Source organism: Synergistaceae bacterium, assembly GCA_031272035.1.
In the GTDB taxonomy this organism is placed as follows: domain Bacteria; phylum Synergistota; class Synergistia; order Synergistales; family Aminobacteriaceae; genus JAISSA01.
Map to the genome: position 1 here is coordinate 1 of JAISUO010000036.1, position 15,854 is coordinate 15,854.

The window sequence follows — 15,854 nt, forward strand, 5'->3', positions numbered from 1 at the left end:
TACAGAAAGAAGCGTAAATGATGACGAGCCGCGGACAGGAACTCAAAAAGAAAATTTTTCTCGAAGCCCGGAATCTGGGATTGACCCTTCTCGGCGTCGCTCCGGTGAAACGCTGGGAGGAGGGCTCCGCCGCCGCGCCCGTCCTTCCCGGCGCCCCGAGGGCATCGGAGCCAAGAGAAAACTATTTTCCCTCCAATATATGGCCCTGGAGCAAAAACGTGATTGTGGGAGGTGTGCCAATCTTTCTTCCCATGGGCGTGACAACCCCCTCCAACCTGTATTCTGAGCTTTACAACACCGCCAACCGCCTTCTGGATGAGGCCGCTTACCGGCTTGCCGTCCTGCTGGATTCCCTCGGTTTCAGGGCGCACTTTTTCCCCCGGGACGGTTACGGCGAAATTGGCGCTCTGGTGGAAAAACCGGAGGCGGCGTTTTCGCAGGTGCTGGCCGGAAAGTACGCCGGGCTGGGAACCATCGGCGCCAACCATTGCCTGATTTCCCCGAAGTTCGGTCCGCGAATCCGTCTCGTTTCGGTCATTACCGACGCGGATCTGCCCCCTTCTCCCATGATCAAAAAGGAGCTGTGCTCCTCCTGCGGGCGATGCGCGGCGGCCTGTCCCATCGGGGCCTTCACGGCCCGGACCGACATTCCCATTGCCGACATGGAAAAATACAAATGCGCGAAGTATCACCAGTTTCTGCGCAACGAAATGCGCTATCCCTGTGGAGTTTGCGTCATGGCCTGTTCCGCCGGAGACGATAAAAAACGGTACGGAGAGGAGGCTGTAACCGGAACGGGCTTTTATCACCTGCAAAATTTCGGCTCAAAGGAACGGAATGGAAGTGAATTTTATTTAGCGAGAAGGAGATTTATCATGGCAGAGAGAAATTACAAATTTGAAACGATTCAGATTCACGCGGGACAGGAAAAACCGGATTCGGCCACCGACGCCCGGGCTGTGCCTATTTATCAGACGACATCTTACGTTTTTCCGTCGTCGAAGTCCGCCGCAGACCGCTTTGCTTTGGTGGAACCGGGAAACATCTACACGAGGATCATGAACCCCACCTGGGATGTGTTCGAGAAGCGCATTGCGGCGCTGGAGAAGGGAGTTGCCGCGCTGGCCACCGCCTCCGGAGCCGCGGCCGTCACCTACGCGATTCAGAATATCGCGAGAAACGGGGACCACATCGTATCGGACAACCAGCTCTACGGCGGCACGTACAATCTTTTCGCCAACACCTTCAAGGACAACGGAGTGGACGTCTCCTTCATCGACGGCAGCGACCCCACGAACTTCGAGCGCGCCATAAAACCCAACACGAAGGCGCTGTACTTCGAGACGGTGGGGAACCCCAACGCCAGCATCGTGGACATTGAAGCGGTGGTGGCCATCGCTCACCGGCACGGCATTCCCGTCATCGTGGACAGCACCTTTGCCACGCCTTACCTGCTGCGCCCCATTGAGTACGGGGTCGACATCGTGGTTCATTCCGCGACGAAGTTCATCGGCGGCCACGGCACGTCCATCGGCGGCGTCATCGTGGACGGCGGCAAATTCGACTGGGCGCAGAACGACAAATTCCCCGGCCTGAGCAGGCCCAATCCCAGCTATCACGGCGTCGTCTTTACGGATGCGGTGAAAAACCTGGCCTATATCATCAAAGCGAGGACGACGCTGCTTCGGGACACGGGCTCCGCTCTTTCCCCCTTCAACGCCTTCCTGTTCCTTCAGGGGCTCGAAACGCTGTCCCTGCGCGTGGAGCGTCACGTGGAAAACACCCTCAAAGTGGTGGAATGGCTGGCAAAACATCCCCAGGTGGAGAAGGTCAACCATCCGTCCCTGCCGGAACATCGGGACCATAAACTCTATAATAAATATTTCCCCAAAGGCGGCGGGACGATCTTCACCTTCGAGCTCAAAGGAAACGCGGAAAAGGCGAAGAGATTCACCGAGGAGCTCCACCTCTTTTCCCTTCTCGCCAACGTGGCGGACGTAAAGTCTCTGGTCATCCATCCCGCTTCCACCACGCACTCCCAGCTGAGCGAGAGCGAATTGCTTGCGGGGGGCATCAAGCCGAACACGGTACGTCTTTCCATCGGCACGGAGCATATCGACGACATTCTCTATGACCTGAAGCAGGGCTTCGAAGCGATAAAGTGAATTCAAGGTAAGAGTTTCAGCGTGAGGACTTCGATGTGACGGGCGGCCCGCGGAAAACATGACTTTTCCGCGGGCTTTTTCCGTACATTTTCCATGCCACAGACTGCTTCATGTTATAATGACTTCGACCGGATTTCCTGAATAAAAACTTACCGACTGTCCCGAATCCGCAAATACGAAAAAGAAAGTTTTGCGGATATATCATTTGATGAGTGCAAAATTAGTTGGCTGCAAAATCAAAAAAAGGATGGTGCGAGAAATGAGGAAAACTGGAATTCGCGTGTCGTTTGTTTTGTTGTTTTGCGTGATGGCTGTGATTTTTGCGTACCCTGCTTCGGCTGCCGATGGCAAGATCGTGATCAAGTACGGCGGAACCCTGCCGGAGACGCACTACAGCACCAAGGCCATGTTCTATTTCAAAAAGATCATGGAGGAGCGTTCCGGCGGCAAAGTGCAGGTCGACGTCTACACCAGCAACCAGATCGGCGGTCCCCGGGATTTGATCGAAGGCCTGCAGTTCAACACGGTGCAGATGTGTGACAATTCCATCGCGGCAATCTCAGGGTTCACGGACAAGGCCATGCCCCTTTCCCTGCCTTTCCTTTTCCCCAGCCGGGAAGTCGCTTTCCAATTCATCGACGGCGAGTACGGCAAAGCCCTCACGGAGGAAATCGCCAAAGAAATGCGGGTGCGGATCATCGGCTGGCACGAGAACGGATTTCGTCAGTTGAGCAACAACAAACGGACAATTAAAACTCCCGCCGACCTCAAGGGACTGAAAATTCGCGTTATGGAAAGTCCTCTTTACATTCGTACCTTCGAGAGCCTGGGAACCCAGCCCACGCCCATTTCCTTCGCTGAGCTGTTCACCGCTCTTCAGCAGGGGACCATCGACGGTCAGGACAACCCCGTGGCCATTTTTGTCGCCAACAAATACTTTGAAGTGCAAAAATACATGTCCAACCTGAACCACACCTTCGATTTCCTTATCTATCAGGTGAGCGAGGATTTCTATCAGGGGCTCCCGGCGGACATCAAAAAGCTGTATGAGGAGTGCATGACGGAAGCCACCGCGTATTCACGGAAACTGGCGGCGGAAAATGAAGCCGCGGACCAGAAGACGGCTGGAGAAAAAATAGAGTATACCTTCCTCACTCCGGAGGAAAGAGCCGCTTTTGGCGCGCTGGTGACGCCGGTTTACGACTGGTTCAAAAAAGAATATCCCCACCTTGCGGAGAACGTGGTGAAGTATCAGGCCGAAATAGCCCGCCTCAACGGAAAATAAGAACAGCGAACAGGCAGGAGACGAGGGCCGTCGTTAAACGGGTCGGCCCTCGCTTCACAGACCGTATTTCAGGGCAGTCGCCGAACCAAATCCATGCACTGCAGAAAATACACGGACTTGCGCTTTTCTGGAACGTCAGGAGAAACATGACCAATTTGTGAACGAAACGCAAATTCAAAAGGGAGATGTTGAAGAGTGAAGAGATCTGTCGTTCGTATGGCGTGTATTTTGGTTTTCGTCGTAATTCTCGTGTGCGCGCCCTCTGTTGCCGCGGCGGCCGAAAAGATCATGATCAAATATGGCGGAACAGTGCCGGAGACGCATTATATCACCAAAGGCATGGTCTACTTCAAACAAATCATCGAAGAACGTTCCGGCGGCAGAGTGCAGGTTGACATCTATCCCAACAACCAGATCGGCGGCCCCCGGGATTTGATCGAGGCGCTTCAGGTCAATATGGTGCAGATGTGCGATAACTCCATCGCGGCGATAGCCGGTTTTACGGACAAGGCCATGCCTCTTTCCCTGCCTTTCCTTTTCCCCAGTCGGGAAATCGCTTTCCAGTTCATTGATGGAGAGTACGGCAAAGCCCTCACGGAGGAAATCGCCAAAGAAATACGCGTGCGGATCATCGGCTGGCATGAAAACGGATTCCGTCAGCTGAGCAACAACAAAAGGACGATCAGAACCCCCGCCGACCTCAAGGGACTGAAAATCCGCGTCATGGAAAATCCGCTTTACATCCGCACTTTCGAAAGCCTGGGAGCGCAGCCCACGCCCATCTCCTTCGCGGAGCTGTTCACCGCTCTGCAGCAGGGGACCATCGACGGTCAGGACAACCCTGTGGCCATTTTCGTCACCAACAAGTTCTACGAGGTCCAAAAGTACATGTGTGATCTGAATCACACTTTTGACTATGACATTTACCAGGTGAGCGAGGATTTCTATCAGGGGCTCCCCGCGGACATCAAAAAGCTGTACGAGGAGTGCATGGCGGAAGCCACAGCCTATGCCCGGAAGCTGGCTGCCGAAAATGAGGCCGCGGACCAAAAGACGGCGGGCGGAAAAATTCAGTATATTTTTCTCACTCCGGAGGAAAGAGCCGCTTTTGGCACGCTGGTGACGCCGGTTTACGACTGGTTTAAAAAAGAGTACCCCCATCTCGCCGGCAATTTGGAGAAATATCAGGCGGAAATCGCCCGCCTCAACAAAAAATAAAAGCGGTGAATCTGGGAAAAACGTGGGGCCGCCGATTTTTGTCGGCCGGCCCTTTTTCAGGAGGCGGGAGTAATGAAATTTCTAAAATTTTTGGATGACAATCTCGAAAAATATTTTTGCATCTTCATCCTGGCGGTGATGGTCTTCGCGATTGCCTGTCAGGTGGTTTTTCGAATGACGGGCCTTCCGCTCTCCTGGACGGAGGAACTGGCGCGATACGCCTACATCTGGCTGATCTACATTTCCTGCAGTTACGCGGTAAAGCAGGACCGGCACATCAAAATCGACGCGGTAATGCTCCTTTTCAAAGAAAAAGGACGTTTTATCCTGGGGGTCATATCGAATTTCCTGTGTTTTATTTTCACGGTGGTGTTCTCCTATCAGGGGTTTTTGATGCTGCATCGCCTGATGTTCGTCATGAAACAAAAATCCCCGGCCATGAGGATGCCCATGAGTCTCCCCTACGCCGCAATTTTCGTCGGGTTTACCCTGATGTCCTTCCGGCTTTTACAGAGCATCGTCAGGCTGATTCGTCAGCACAAAAAAGAAAACGGAGGAGCGAACGCCGCTCTTACCGAAGCGAAACAGGGGTGATGGGATGACTTCCGCGATAATTTTCGGTTCCTTTGCGCTGTTTTTATTTCTGACCGTCCCCATCGGCATCGCGATCGGCCTGTCCCTTCTGGCCTATATTCTGTTCGTGGGTGGAATGCCCATCGGCTACCTTGTCACCAGCATCTTTGCCGCCTGCGACTCCTTCCCTCTGATGGCGATTCCCTTTTTCGTGCTGGCGGGCTCTCTTATGGAAGGCGGCGGGCTGTCCAAACGCCTGATCGGCTTCGCCGATTCTTTTGTGGGGCACAAAACGGGAGGTCTGGCCGTGGTCACGGTCGTCACCTGCCTCTTTTTCGGCGCGATTTCCGGTTCCGGACCGGCCACCGTTTCGGCCATCGGTACGATCATGGCGCCGGCGATGATCGAGAAAGGCTATTCCAAAAAGTTTTCCATGGCTCTGGTGGCGGCCTCCGGATGTCTGGGCGTCATCATTCCCCCCAGTATTCCCATGGTGATGTACGGCATCGCCACCTCCTCCTCCATCAGCCGGCTGTTCATGGGCGGTTTTTTCCCGGGGATACTCTGCGGGCTGGCTCTGATTCTTCTGTCGGTGTATTACAGCCGGAAGCTGGGCTACGTAGGAAACGGTCAGCAATTTTCCTTTCATCGGGTGTGGCGGGAGTTCAAAAACGCTTTTTGGGCTCTGATGGTTCCCGTAATCATTCTTGGCGGAATTTACGGAGGAATTTTCACGCCCACGGAAGCCGCTGTGGTTGCGGTCGTTTACGGACTCGTCGTTGGGCTTTTCGTGTATAAGGAGCTCTCCTGGAAAAGAATCGCGGAGGATTTCGCGAATACCTGTCTCACCACCGCCACAATTTTGATCATCGTCGCCACGGGGGCGGCTTTGGCGAAGATCATGACCCTGGAGGGCATTCCCCAGGCGCTCACGGTGTTCATGAACCAGGTCACCAACAACAGAATCGTCCTGCTGATGATCATCAACCTGTTCCTGCTGGTGGTGGGCTGCCTGATGGACACAACCGCGGCCATTCTGATCCTTTCGCCCATTCTTTACCCCATCGTCGCTCAATATGGAGTGAACGAAATTCATTTCGGGCTGATCATCGTCATCAACCTGGCGATCGGCTTCATCACGCCTCCGGTGGGCATCAATCTCTTTGTGGCCTGCGGCATCGTGGATATTAAATTCGAGGAGCTTTCCAAAAGCATCGTGCCGTTTCTTCTGGTTCTGTTCGCGGCGCTGCTGATTGTCACCTATGTCCCTGCCATCACCATGCTGTTGCCGAATTTATTGATGGGATAAATTGATAAGATAAAAGGAACGGAGAAACACAAAGGAGATGGGAAAAAGTTTATGTCCAATTATGTCATGCTGAACGTGGAAAAAATGCGGTCGTTTTGCGTCGCGGTTTACGAGAGTTACGGGTTTAGCCGCGAGGAGAGCGCCGTTATCGCGGACGTGCTGCTCCGTGCGGATCAATACGGCATTGAGTCCCACGGCATTCAGCGCATGATGCGCTACCACAGGGAGATCGGCATCGGGTGCGTGGACGTTCACGCCAAACCGGAAACTCTGTTCGAGACGGGCATTTCGGCGGTGTGGGACGCTCACAAAGCCATGGGGCAGGTGGTCGCGGAGAAGGCCGCCAGGCTCGCCATTGAGAAGGCTGAGAAAAACGGCGTCGGGATGGTGACCGTCAGGAATTCCAACCATTACGGCATCGCGGGGTACTACAGCAACATGGCCGTGGAACGGGACCTTATCGGCGTCTCCATGACGAACACGGAAGCGATTTGCGTTCCCACCGGCAGCAAACGGGCCATGCTGGGCACGAACCCCATAGCCCTCGCAATGCCAGCCGACCCGCTGCCTTTCTCCTTCGACGCCGCCACAACCGTCGTGACGCGGGGCAAGCTGGAGGTCTACAACAAAAACGAAAAGCCCATTCCCGACCTGTGGACGGTGGACGCGCAGGGACGGCCCTGCGCCAACGCCGCGGAAGTCCTGCGCAACATCACCAATCGCCTGGGCGGGGGCATCGCGCCCCTGGGCGGATCCTCCCCTCTGACGGGCGGACATAAGGGGTACGGATTCGCCCTGATGGTGGACATTTTCACCGCCGTCCTGTCCAACGGCCTCACGTCCCCTCACGTCAACGAGGTTAAAAATCACAACGGAATCTGTCACTGGTTTATGGCCCTCGACTATGGAATTTTTGGAGACAAGGCAGTTATCAGAAAAAATATGTCCACCCTGCTCCAGGAGCTGCGGGACGCCGAGAAAGCGGACGGCGAGTCCCGAATCTACACCCACGGAGAACCGGAAAGAGACGCGCAGGCGGGGCCATTCCGCGAGGAGATTCCGGCCAACGAAAAAACGACGGAGGAGATACGGGAGATCGCTTCCATTCAGGGTATCCCCTGTCCGTTTTAGCCCGTTTCAGAGAAGATTTGAAATACGGAAATACAGAAGGAGGAAAAGGAATGTTGGCGAAAAGGTTTTTGAAGGGCATTGGGATTTGTCTGGTTCTGGCTGTGTGCGCGATGGTCTTCGGCGCGGCGGCCTGCGATGCGGCTGAGAAAAAGATTACGATCAAGTTCGCGCACTGGTACGCGGACACACATCCTCAGCATTTGGCCATTCAAAGGTTCAAGGAACTGGTGGAGGAGCGCTCCGGCGGGAGCATCACGGTGGAGATTTACTCCAACAGCCAGCTCGGTTCGGAAGACGTCTTTATCGATGGCGTGTCTCAGGGCATCATTGAGATGGGTTCCTCGGGTACGATGATTGAAAAATTCGTTCCGAAGATCGCCATCGCGGAAGCCCCGTTCCTCTTCAACGGATGGAAGGACGCGGAGGGTGTTTTCCGCGGCGAAATTGGAAAATTTATCACCGCCCTGCTTCCCGAGAAGGCGAACATGTACTGCGCCGCCATCACGGTGAACGGGTTCCGTCAGTTCTCGTCCAACAAGTCCATGGCCAGCATCGATTTGTTCAAGGGCCAGCGTATCCGCGTTCCGAACGTTCCGCACTTTATCCAGATGGTGGAACAGTTGGGCGGGGTCGCCGTGCCCATGGCTTTGTCCGAACTCTTCACGGCCCTCGAAGGGAAAGTGGTGGACGGTCAGGAAAACCCGGCCCCGACCATCTACACCTCCTCTTTCTGGGAAGTGCAGAAGTACGTGCTTCGCTCGAACCACATGTTCAGCCCCAACTTCTGGATCATCAACAAGCCATTTTACGACGCCATGAGCGACGCGCAGAAAAAGGCGTTCGACAGCAGCATCCAGGAAGCGGCGGCCTACAACTGGCAAATCTCCAAAGCGGCCGACGATGAGGCCTTTGCCGGGCTGAAGGCGAAGGGCGTCGAGATTCAGGAGCCGGACGCGGCTTACAGGAAAGCCCTGCAGGATTCTCAGGAGCCGGTTTACAAATACTTCTTCTCCCGCAAAGAGGGCGCGGAAGAAGTCGTGTCAATGATCCGCAAGTACCAGGCTTCAAACTGAAAAAGCTGTGACGACGACTGCCGCCGTCCAACGGAGATGGCGGCAGTAAGGAGGAACGAAATTGAGCGAAGAAAAAAAACAGCGTTCCCTTTTCACTAAGTGTTTCAACGTTCTCGTGTTTGTGGTGATGCTGAGCATGGTGCTGATGATTTTTCTCAACGCCAGCGCCCGCTATCTGTTCAACACGGGCTGGCCCATTTCGGAAGAGCTTTCCCGGTTCGCCTTCGTTTGGGTTTCCGTCCTGGGCTCGATTCTGGCTTACAATGAAAACAAGCACGTGGGAGTCGATGTGCTGATCAACGCGCTTCATGGTCTCCCGCGGCTGATTGTGCTGTTGATTGGCGACGCGGTGGTGCTGACGATTCTCGGCCTTCTGCTGGTGGGGTCCTGGCGTTATTTCCTGGCGACCGCTCTGCTGAAGAGCCCGGCCTCCGGCATTCCCATGGGGGTCATCACCGTTACCTCACTGGTTCTCGCCGCGGCGATGCTCGTCCGGACGACGTTTGTGGGGTTGGGCCACATTGCAGGGTACAGGTCCGGTAAAACCGCCGAAAACAGGGAGACCGCGCCATGACGCCGGTATACATTTTCCTGGGGACGCTGGCGGTGACGCTTCCGCTAGGTATCCCAATAGGATTCGCGCTGTTCGTCTGCGCCTACGTGCTGATGATTTATCTGGGCAGCAGCGGGAATTTGAACCTGTTGGCGCAGAGCATGATCGCGGGCACGAACAACTTTTCGCTCATGGCGATTCCGTTCTTTATGCTGGCGGGCGAGGTGATGTCCAAGGGCGGGTTGTCAAGGCGGATCGTGGACTTCGCGAATTTGACCATAGGCCGCATCAGAGGCGGGCTGGGGTATGCTGCGGTGCTGGCCAGCATGATCTTCGCCGGGCTTTCGGGAAGCGCGGTGGCTGACGCGGCGGCTCTGGGCGGCATTCTGATCCCGCTCATGCGGCAAAACGGCTACAACACCGACCGATCCACGGGGCTCGTCTGCGCCGGTTCCGTCATCGCGCCCATCATTCCGCCCAGCATCCCCATGATCGTGCTGGGCGCGGCCGTCACCCAGTCGGTGGGAAAGATGTTCATGGCCGGAATTTTTCCAGGCATCCTTTTGGGCATCGCCCTGATGGCCACGTGGAAAATCTACGTGAAAAAGGACGGTTACAATGACACCCGAACCTATACGAAGGAAGAAGCCCGGCGCATTTTGAAGGATTCCATTCCCGCGCTCATCATGCCGGTCATCATCGTGGGAGGCATTCGGGGCGGCATCTTCACCCCCACGGAGGCCGGGGCTTTCGCGGTGGTCTACGCGCTTCTCATTGCTCTGCTGCTGTATAAGGAGCTGGATTTTCGCGGACTGGTGGAGGTCTGCGTCGACGCGACCAAGAGCACGGGCGTCGTGATGTTCGTGGTGGCGGCGGCCATGGCCGCCGGGTGGCTGGTGACGATGGCGCAGATTCCGGCGAAGTTCGTCGTGCTGCTGTCGCCTCTCGTGAAGCGCCCCCTGATATTGATGCTAACCATTAACGTGTTCCTGCTGGTGATGGGCATGGTGATGGATTTGACGCCGAACCTCCTGATCTTCGGCCCCATTCTGTTCCCTGTGATCATCGCCGCGGGAATCGACCCCACGTATTTCGGCGTCATCATGGTGCTCAACCTGACCATCGGGCTGATCACGCCGCCTGTGGGCACTGTGCTCTATCTGGGGTGCGGCATCAGCAACATCCGCCTGCCGGAAGTGGTGAAGGGCGTCATGCCCTTTCTCATCGCGGAGATCATCATGCTGCTTCTCTTCATCTTCGTACCTCAGCTGGTGACGTTCCCCCTGAAGCTGTTCTATTGATGAAGTCAGGATTTTCTTGATTTCCGCTCTGCATTGTGCTTCAATGTATATACATTGAAAGGGGGGATCCGGGGTGCCGAAAGACACAACCATAAGTATCCGCGTTGAATCTGGAGTAAAAGACCAGTTAGAGCTTATTCTTTCGCAGTTGGGGCTCAACGTGACGACAGTCGTCAATATGCTTTTTTACCAAATTATCCGCGAAAATGCCGTACCTCTTTCTTTGTCTCTCAACCCCCGAAACGGCCTTCTCGACGAACTAGCCTTCGCGCGTATGGAGAGGCAGTCGGGATATGTCGGACGATCTGCCGAAGAAGCCGCCTCTGATATGGAGCGGATTATCAGGAAAATTGAAAATGAGGCGCGGTAAATACGCCGTTATACTTTCGAGTCGGGCGGACCTGACACTGGCGCGGCATATCGAATTTATGGCCAGAGTCGATTCCAAAGCCGCCCGAAATCTTCTCGCCGACTTCCGAACAGCCTCGGCGCGAATCGGCGACAACCCGCTCATGTTTCCGTATGCCGACGAAACGGATATTCCCGGAATCCCAAAAGAGACATACAGAAAATGCCTGTTCCACAACCGCTATAAAGCAATCTACATTTTTGAAAATGAAACCGCATATATTGACGTGATCATTGATTGCCGGCAGAAAAATGACAATCTGTTTTGAGAATGCCGAAAAGTTACGGTGAAAGCGCGTAATGTATCTTTGCCCCGCGTTTCAGCACGTCTTATAAATCCTCAGGCTTATTTCGGAGATTCCGTCGGTCAGGATGTGAAAGGCATGACCAGCCACGGATACAGACTGACTATGCCGACGTTGCGGACCGTGTGAAACGCCGCTGCCGTAAAGGGATCCACGCCGATTTCGTCGGCAAACGTGACGATTTGACTCATCCCCGCCGGCGCGGAACATAAAAGACAGGTCGTGAGATCCCAGGGGGTCGTCCTGTAGAGAAAAAAGGCCAGCAACACGCACCCCGTCAGCATTACGACAGTCACGACCATGGCGGGGAAAAACAGCGCGCTCAACTGGCTTACAATCTGGGGTTTCATCCGCTGCCCCATCACGAGTCCGAGGCCGATTTGCGCGATATTGCGCAGTCGATCATCGAAAAAATAATTTTTGTTGATGAAGACGGAAAAAAGACCGCAGCCGAACATGGCTCCCAGCATGGCTCCGGTGGGAATTTCAAGGCGTATGCCGATGATCGCTCCGGCAAAAGCCAGAACCGTAAGAAGAGCATAATCCTTTTTGCCGAATTTTTTGCCGCATGAGGAGGAACGTGCCTCTGCTTTTCTGTATTCTTCCGCTCTTTTGCCTTTTTTTGCAAAGATTTTGGGGGACGTCTTTTCGATTTTTTCGGCGACGATGGACAGACAGGGAATCAAAAAGAGAAAAATAACCACCCGGAACAACTGAATAAAAACGACGACGGCGGCATCGGCGTCGATTGACATGGCGAAGACGGCCATTTCCGTTATTCCGCCGGCGGCTCCGCTGATCAAAGCCGTGGGAACGGAGGCGTTGCTGTACATCAAATGCATGGCGACGCCGCACGCAAGAGAAAGCGTCAGCATTCCGACGACCTGCAGCAGAACGGGGCGGGCGAGAATCCTGAGACGCCTCAGCAGATTTCGGTCGATTTGCCGCCCCAGCATAATGCCGATTGTCACGTTGGCGACAAAAGAGACAAAACCCGTATCGAAAACAGGATAGCAGCCCGCGATATTCAGCGCGCCGGTGGCCGCCATAGCACCAAGCAGGGCCGGATTGGGAATGTGCAGCAAACGGAACGCGAAATATCCCAGAGAGCCGACCCCGAAGACAAGACAAAAAGAGAAAAACGCTTCCACCGCAGAACCTCCTGGAATCAATTTCCGCTGTCGGGACAGGTTCCCCGGCCTGATATGCGGCCTTTGACTTCAAATTGGTATCAGTACGTTTTTGAAACGACGAATTTTTTTCTCAGAGGCTTGAGCAAAGGCAAAAAGATTGAAATCAGGACAATCAGAGTAAGCGCCAGAGTGATCGAGGAATTCGTGAAGACGTTCCAGTAGTTCCCTTTGGTCAGAATCAGCGCGCGCCTCAGGTTGGCTTCCATAATGAATCCCAGCACGAACCCCAGCACCGTAGCCGCGTGGGGCAGTTTCGCCCTGCGCATGGCAAAGCCGAGGATGCCGCAGAGAAACGCCACCAGCACGTCGACGGCCTCGGAGTTAAAGGCATAAGCGCCGGTGAAAACCAGGGTGAGGATCCCCGCGAAGAGGGCCGGTTTGGATATGCTCGTGAGCCTGATCGCGAATTTGATGCAGGCCACTCCCACAAAAAACATAAAAATGTTGGCGACGAACATGGAGGAAAAGATGCCGTAGGGAATCTCCGGATGGTCGATGAAGAGCATAGGTCCGGGCTTGACGTTATGGATCATCAACGCCCCCAGCATGATCGCTGTGGAGTTGGAGCCCGGAATCCCCAAAGCCAGCAGCGGTACCATGGCTCCGCCGGTCACCGCGTTGTTGGCGGCTTCCGGCGCCGCTACGCCTGTGGGATTGCCTTTGCCGAACGAGTCGGGATCCTTCGAGGATTTTTTAAACCAGCTGTAGGAGAGGAACGAGGCGACGGTAGCTCCGGCGCCGGGCATGGCGCCGATGATGACTCCCATAATGGAAGAAATGATATTAACCTTGTAAAATTTGTGCAGCGCGCTCCACTTTGGCATGGAAGTGTCGCTCTTTTGGGCCTGGATTTGGGGATCGTGAATGTCGAAGCTCTGTATTTGCCGAAAAACCTCCGAAATAGCGAAGAGCCCCATCATCAGCGCGACCATCTCGAACCCGTCCGAGATGTCGTCCAGACCAAAAGTAAAACGCGGACTTCCCGCGAAAGGATCGAACCCCACGGTGGAGAGCAGAATGCCGAAGAGTCCCGCCCATATTCCCTTGAAGATGTTGTCTTCTCCCAATGAACAGATCAGGGAAAGCCCCGTCAGGGCCAGCAGAAAATACTCCGCCGGACCAAAGGCGAGGGCTATTTTCGCCAGGGGAATGGCGAGAAAAATCAGCGCTATGGCGCCAAACAGTCCCCCAAATACGGATGAATACAGAGATAAATAGAGGGCAAGGCCTGTCTCGCCCTTCTTGTGCATCTCGTAGCCGTCGAAAACGGTGGCCGCCGCGGCATTGGTTCCCGGCGTGCCGATCAAAATGGCGGGAATCGACCCCCCATATTCGGCGCCGCAGTAGACGCCCCCCAGCATCATCACCGCCACGTGAGGCTCCATTCCCCAGGTGAAGGGCAGAAGCAGCGCCATCGCAATCGTCCCGTTGATGCCCGGGATCATGCCTCCGACCGTTCCCCAGATTACTCCCGCGCCTATCGCCAGGAGCGCGTCAAAGGAACAAAGGGCATTGATGCCGATTAGAAAATTTTCCATTTACATTCCCCCCCATGAATGCTTTATAAATGGATGCTTTATAAATGGACGCTTTGTCAAGCTGTGTTTTGAATTTTTAATTTTTTAATAGCCGACTTTTTGCTCGCCGGATCTTTTCCTCACTCGAAAAATTTGCCCAGAACCCCCAAAGGCATACGAACCTGGAGGGCATAGTAAAAAATACAGAAAAGGACGGTTGTAGTCCCTAACGACATGGCGAGCAGCTTCTTCAAATTGCGTACGCCCACGGTGGTCATAACGCCGAAGATCAAAAGAGGCGTCATGATAAGATACCCCACTTCGTCGAGCCACCACCAGTAAGCCGCGCAGATCGCACAGACGACGGCAACTTTGAAAAGGCCGCCCTCTTTTTCCCTGTTGGCCGGGGCGGGAGTCTTTTTGATGATATTGAGGGCTCCCGCCACGTGCAAAACGCCAATGGCCAGCATGGCCCAGGCGATGATCGTCGGCATCGCGCTCGGCCCCGCGGGATCCATGGACTGGATGCTTTTGAGCTCCTGACTGAAATACAAAACAGCGCAGGCCAGAGCGATGGAAATCAGACCGAAAATCCAGTCGTTTCGTTTAAACAAATGTGTTCCCCTCCTGTCAGCGAAAACAGGCCTCCCTGGCAAAATTTCCCTGAGATGTAACGGCGCAGGGAGGCCGATCAATCGAATGAATCAAAGGGCGGAATCCCTCCTGCTGAGATTCCGGTGTGAGAGATGGAGAGGGCTATTTTTTCCCCAGGGACTCACGAATGGCTTTGTCCTGAGCTTCCATGACTTTGTAGAATGCTTCTCCCTCCAGAAAAGCCGGGACCAAATGGTTGGACTCGTAATAGGTTTTGAAACCGGGCTCGTCCATGGCCGCCCTGAAGTACCCGGCCAGCGTGGCGATCACTTCCTTCGGCGTACCTTTGGGAACGATGAGACCGCGGAATTTTTCGATGGTGACCTGAGGGAATCCCGCCTCGGCGACGGTTTGATAGTCGAAACCGGGAATTTTGTTGAAGGTGGCGAGAATTCTGATCTTGCCTCCATCCACCGACGAGGACATTTCCGCGAATTCGCCAACTCCGGCCGTCACATGACCGCCAAGCACGGCAATAACTCCGTCGCCGCCGCCTTCAAAAGGTACGACGGAGACGTTGACGCCCGCCTCCTTCATCAGCTGACGGGTGGCGATGAACTCAATGTTGCCAGCTGTGCCGCCCGTGATGGACAGCTCACCTGGGCGCTTCTTCGCGTCCTCAATGAAGTCTCCCAGCGTCTTGTAGGGAGATTCGGCCGAAACGTAGATCGCCACCGCATCGACGAACATCCGCGCCACTGCATCGAAGTCCCTGAAGCTGACTTTCATGTTATTGACGATGGGGCTCGCGATAAACGTGGAAGACACGCCCTGAATGGTATATCCGTCGGGCTTGGAACGCGCCACGTGGTTCCAGGAATTGGCGCCCGAGGCGCCGGTGATGTTGTTGACGATAACGGGAACAGGAACTTTGCCCTCCATCGCTTTGGCCAGAGAACGAAGGAAAATATCCCCGCCCGAGCCCGCCGAATGCCAGATCATTTCGATACGCTTCTCCGGCCAGGCCGCTTCGGCCTGAAAAGGCGCGACACAGACTATCAACGAGGCGGCGACCAGAAACAACGCGATGAACTTCCTATTTCTGCACATACTGTTACCCTCCTTAAATTTTCTGAGTTCTTCAATAGAATGCGAGAAAGAATACGAGAATGCGCGGATTAAAGGTCAGGATTAAAGTTCAAAGCAAAAAATTCGTTCAATTTTACTGA

At 54.6% G+C, this 15,854-nt stretch carries 15 protein-coding genes; 11 read left to right on the plus strand and 4 right to left on the minus strand.

All coding sequences use genetic code 11. From position 1 onward, the window contains the following. Positions 1 to 17 precede the first annotated feature (17 nt). From LBR61_04425 to LBR61_04475, 11 genes are all read left to right on the plus strand, one after another. Entirely contained in the window at positions 18 to 2,165 is a 2,148-nt protein-coding gene (locus LBR61_04425; GenBank protein MDR1731319.1) for an aminotransferase class I/II-fold pyridoxal phosphate-dependent enzyme, read from the plus strand. A gap of 259 nt (positions 2,166 to 2,424) precedes the next feature. Beyond that, positions 2,425 to 3,450 carry a TRAP transporter substrate-binding protein gene (locus LBR61_04430; protein MDR1731320.1) on the plus strand — a complete coding sequence of 342 codons (1,026 nt, stop codon included), beginning with the start codon at positions 2,425 to 2,427 and terminating at the stop codon, positions 3,448 to 3,450. Between the two features lie 195 nt (positions 3,451 to 3,645). Beyond that, positions 3,646 to 4,668: a TRAP transporter substrate-binding protein gene (locus LBR61_04435; protein MDR1731321.1), complete on the plus strand. Its 1,023-nt coding sequence runs from the start codon at positions 3,646 to 3,648 to the stop codon at positions 4,666 to 4,668. A gap of 72 nt (positions 4,669 to 4,740) precedes the next feature. Further along, positions 4,741 to 5,262, plus strand: a complete 522-nt coding sequence (locus LBR61_04440) for a TRAP transporter small permease (GenBank protein ID MDR1731322.1) — start codon at positions 4,741 to 4,743, stop codon at positions 5,260 to 5,262. Between the two features lie 4 nt (positions 5,263 to 5,266). Further along, positions 5,267 to 6,550 carry a TRAP transporter large permease gene (locus tag LBR61_04445; protein ID MDR1731323.1) on the plus strand — a complete coding sequence of 428 codons (1,284 nt, stop codon included), beginning with the start codon at positions 5,267 to 5,269 and terminating at the stop codon, positions 6,548 to 6,550. Positions 6,551 to 6,601: 51 nt separating this feature from the next. After that, complete coding sequence (locus LBR61_04450) at positions 6,602 to 7,681, plus strand: Ldh family oxidoreductase (protein ID MDR1731324.1); 1,080 nt, start codon at positions 6,602 to 6,604, stop codon at positions 7,679 to 7,681. 50 nt (positions 7,682 to 7,731) lie between these two features. Beyond that, positions 7,732 to 8,754, plus strand: coding sequence for a TRAP transporter substrate-binding protein (locus LBR61_04455; protein MDR1731325.1), 1,023 nt, complete (start codon positions 7,732 to 7,734; stop codon positions 8,752 to 8,754). Positions 8,755 to 8,815: 61 nt separating this feature from the next. Further along, complete coding sequence (locus tag LBR61_04460) at positions 8,816 to 9,328, plus strand: TRAP transporter small permease (protein MDR1731326.1); 513 nt, start codon at positions 8,816 to 8,818, stop codon at positions 9,326 to 9,328. Continuing rightward, complete coding sequence (locus tag LBR61_04465; protein MDR1731327.1) at positions 9,325 to 10,608, plus strand: TRAP transporter large permease; 1,284 nt, start codon at positions 9,325 to 9,327, stop codon at positions 10,606 to 10,608. Before LBR61_04460 ends, LBR61_04465 begins: the two co-directional genes overlap by 4 nt. 73 nt (positions 10,609 to 10,681) lie before the next feature. Beyond that, positions 10,682 to 10,978 (plus strand): type II toxin-antitoxin system RelB/DinJ family antitoxin, encoded by a 297-nt coding sequence (locus LBR61_04470; GenBank protein MDR1731328.1) that lies wholly within the window; start codon positions 10,682 to 10,684, stop codon positions 10,976 to 10,978. Continuing rightward, entirely contained in the window at positions 10,965 to 11,285 is a 321-nt protein-coding gene (locus LBR61_04475) for a hypothetical protein (protein ID MDR1731329.1), read from the plus strand. The genes LBR61_04470 and LBR61_04475 overlap by 14 nt, the downstream gene beginning before the upstream one ends. A 98-nt stretch (positions 11,286 to 11,383) precedes the next feature. On the opposite strand, the gene LBR61_04480 is transcribed toward LBR61_04475, so the two are convergent. The 4 genes from LBR61_04480 to LBR61_04495 form a co-directional block, all read right to left on the minus strand. Next, a complete protein-coding gene (locus LBR61_04480; GenBank protein ID MDR1731330.1) occupies positions 11,384 to 12,472 on the minus strand; it encodes an AbrB family transcriptional regulator in 1,089 nt (362 codons plus the stop codon). An 80-nt stretch (positions 12,473 to 12,552) separates the two neighbouring features. After that, positions 12,553 to 14,052 (minus strand): tripartite tricarboxylate transporter permease, encoded by a 1,500-nt coding sequence (locus LBR61_04485; GenBank protein ID MDR1731331.1) that lies wholly within the window; start codon positions 14,050 to 14,052, stop codon positions 12,553 to 12,555. 119 nt (positions 14,053 to 14,171) lie between these two features. Continuing rightward, complete coding sequence (locus LBR61_04490) at positions 14,172 to 14,645, minus strand: tripartite tricarboxylate transporter TctB family protein (GenBank protein MDR1731332.1); 474 nt, start codon at positions 14,643 to 14,645, stop codon at positions 14,172 to 14,174. Between the two features lie 142 nt (positions 14,646 to 14,787). Continuing rightward, positions 14,788 to 15,735, minus strand: a complete 948-nt coding sequence (locus LBR61_04495) for a tripartite tricarboxylate transporter substrate binding protein (GenBank protein ID MDR1731333.1) — start codon at positions 15,733 to 15,735, stop codon at positions 14,788 to 14,790. Positions 15,736 to 15,854: the final 119 nt, after the last annotated feature.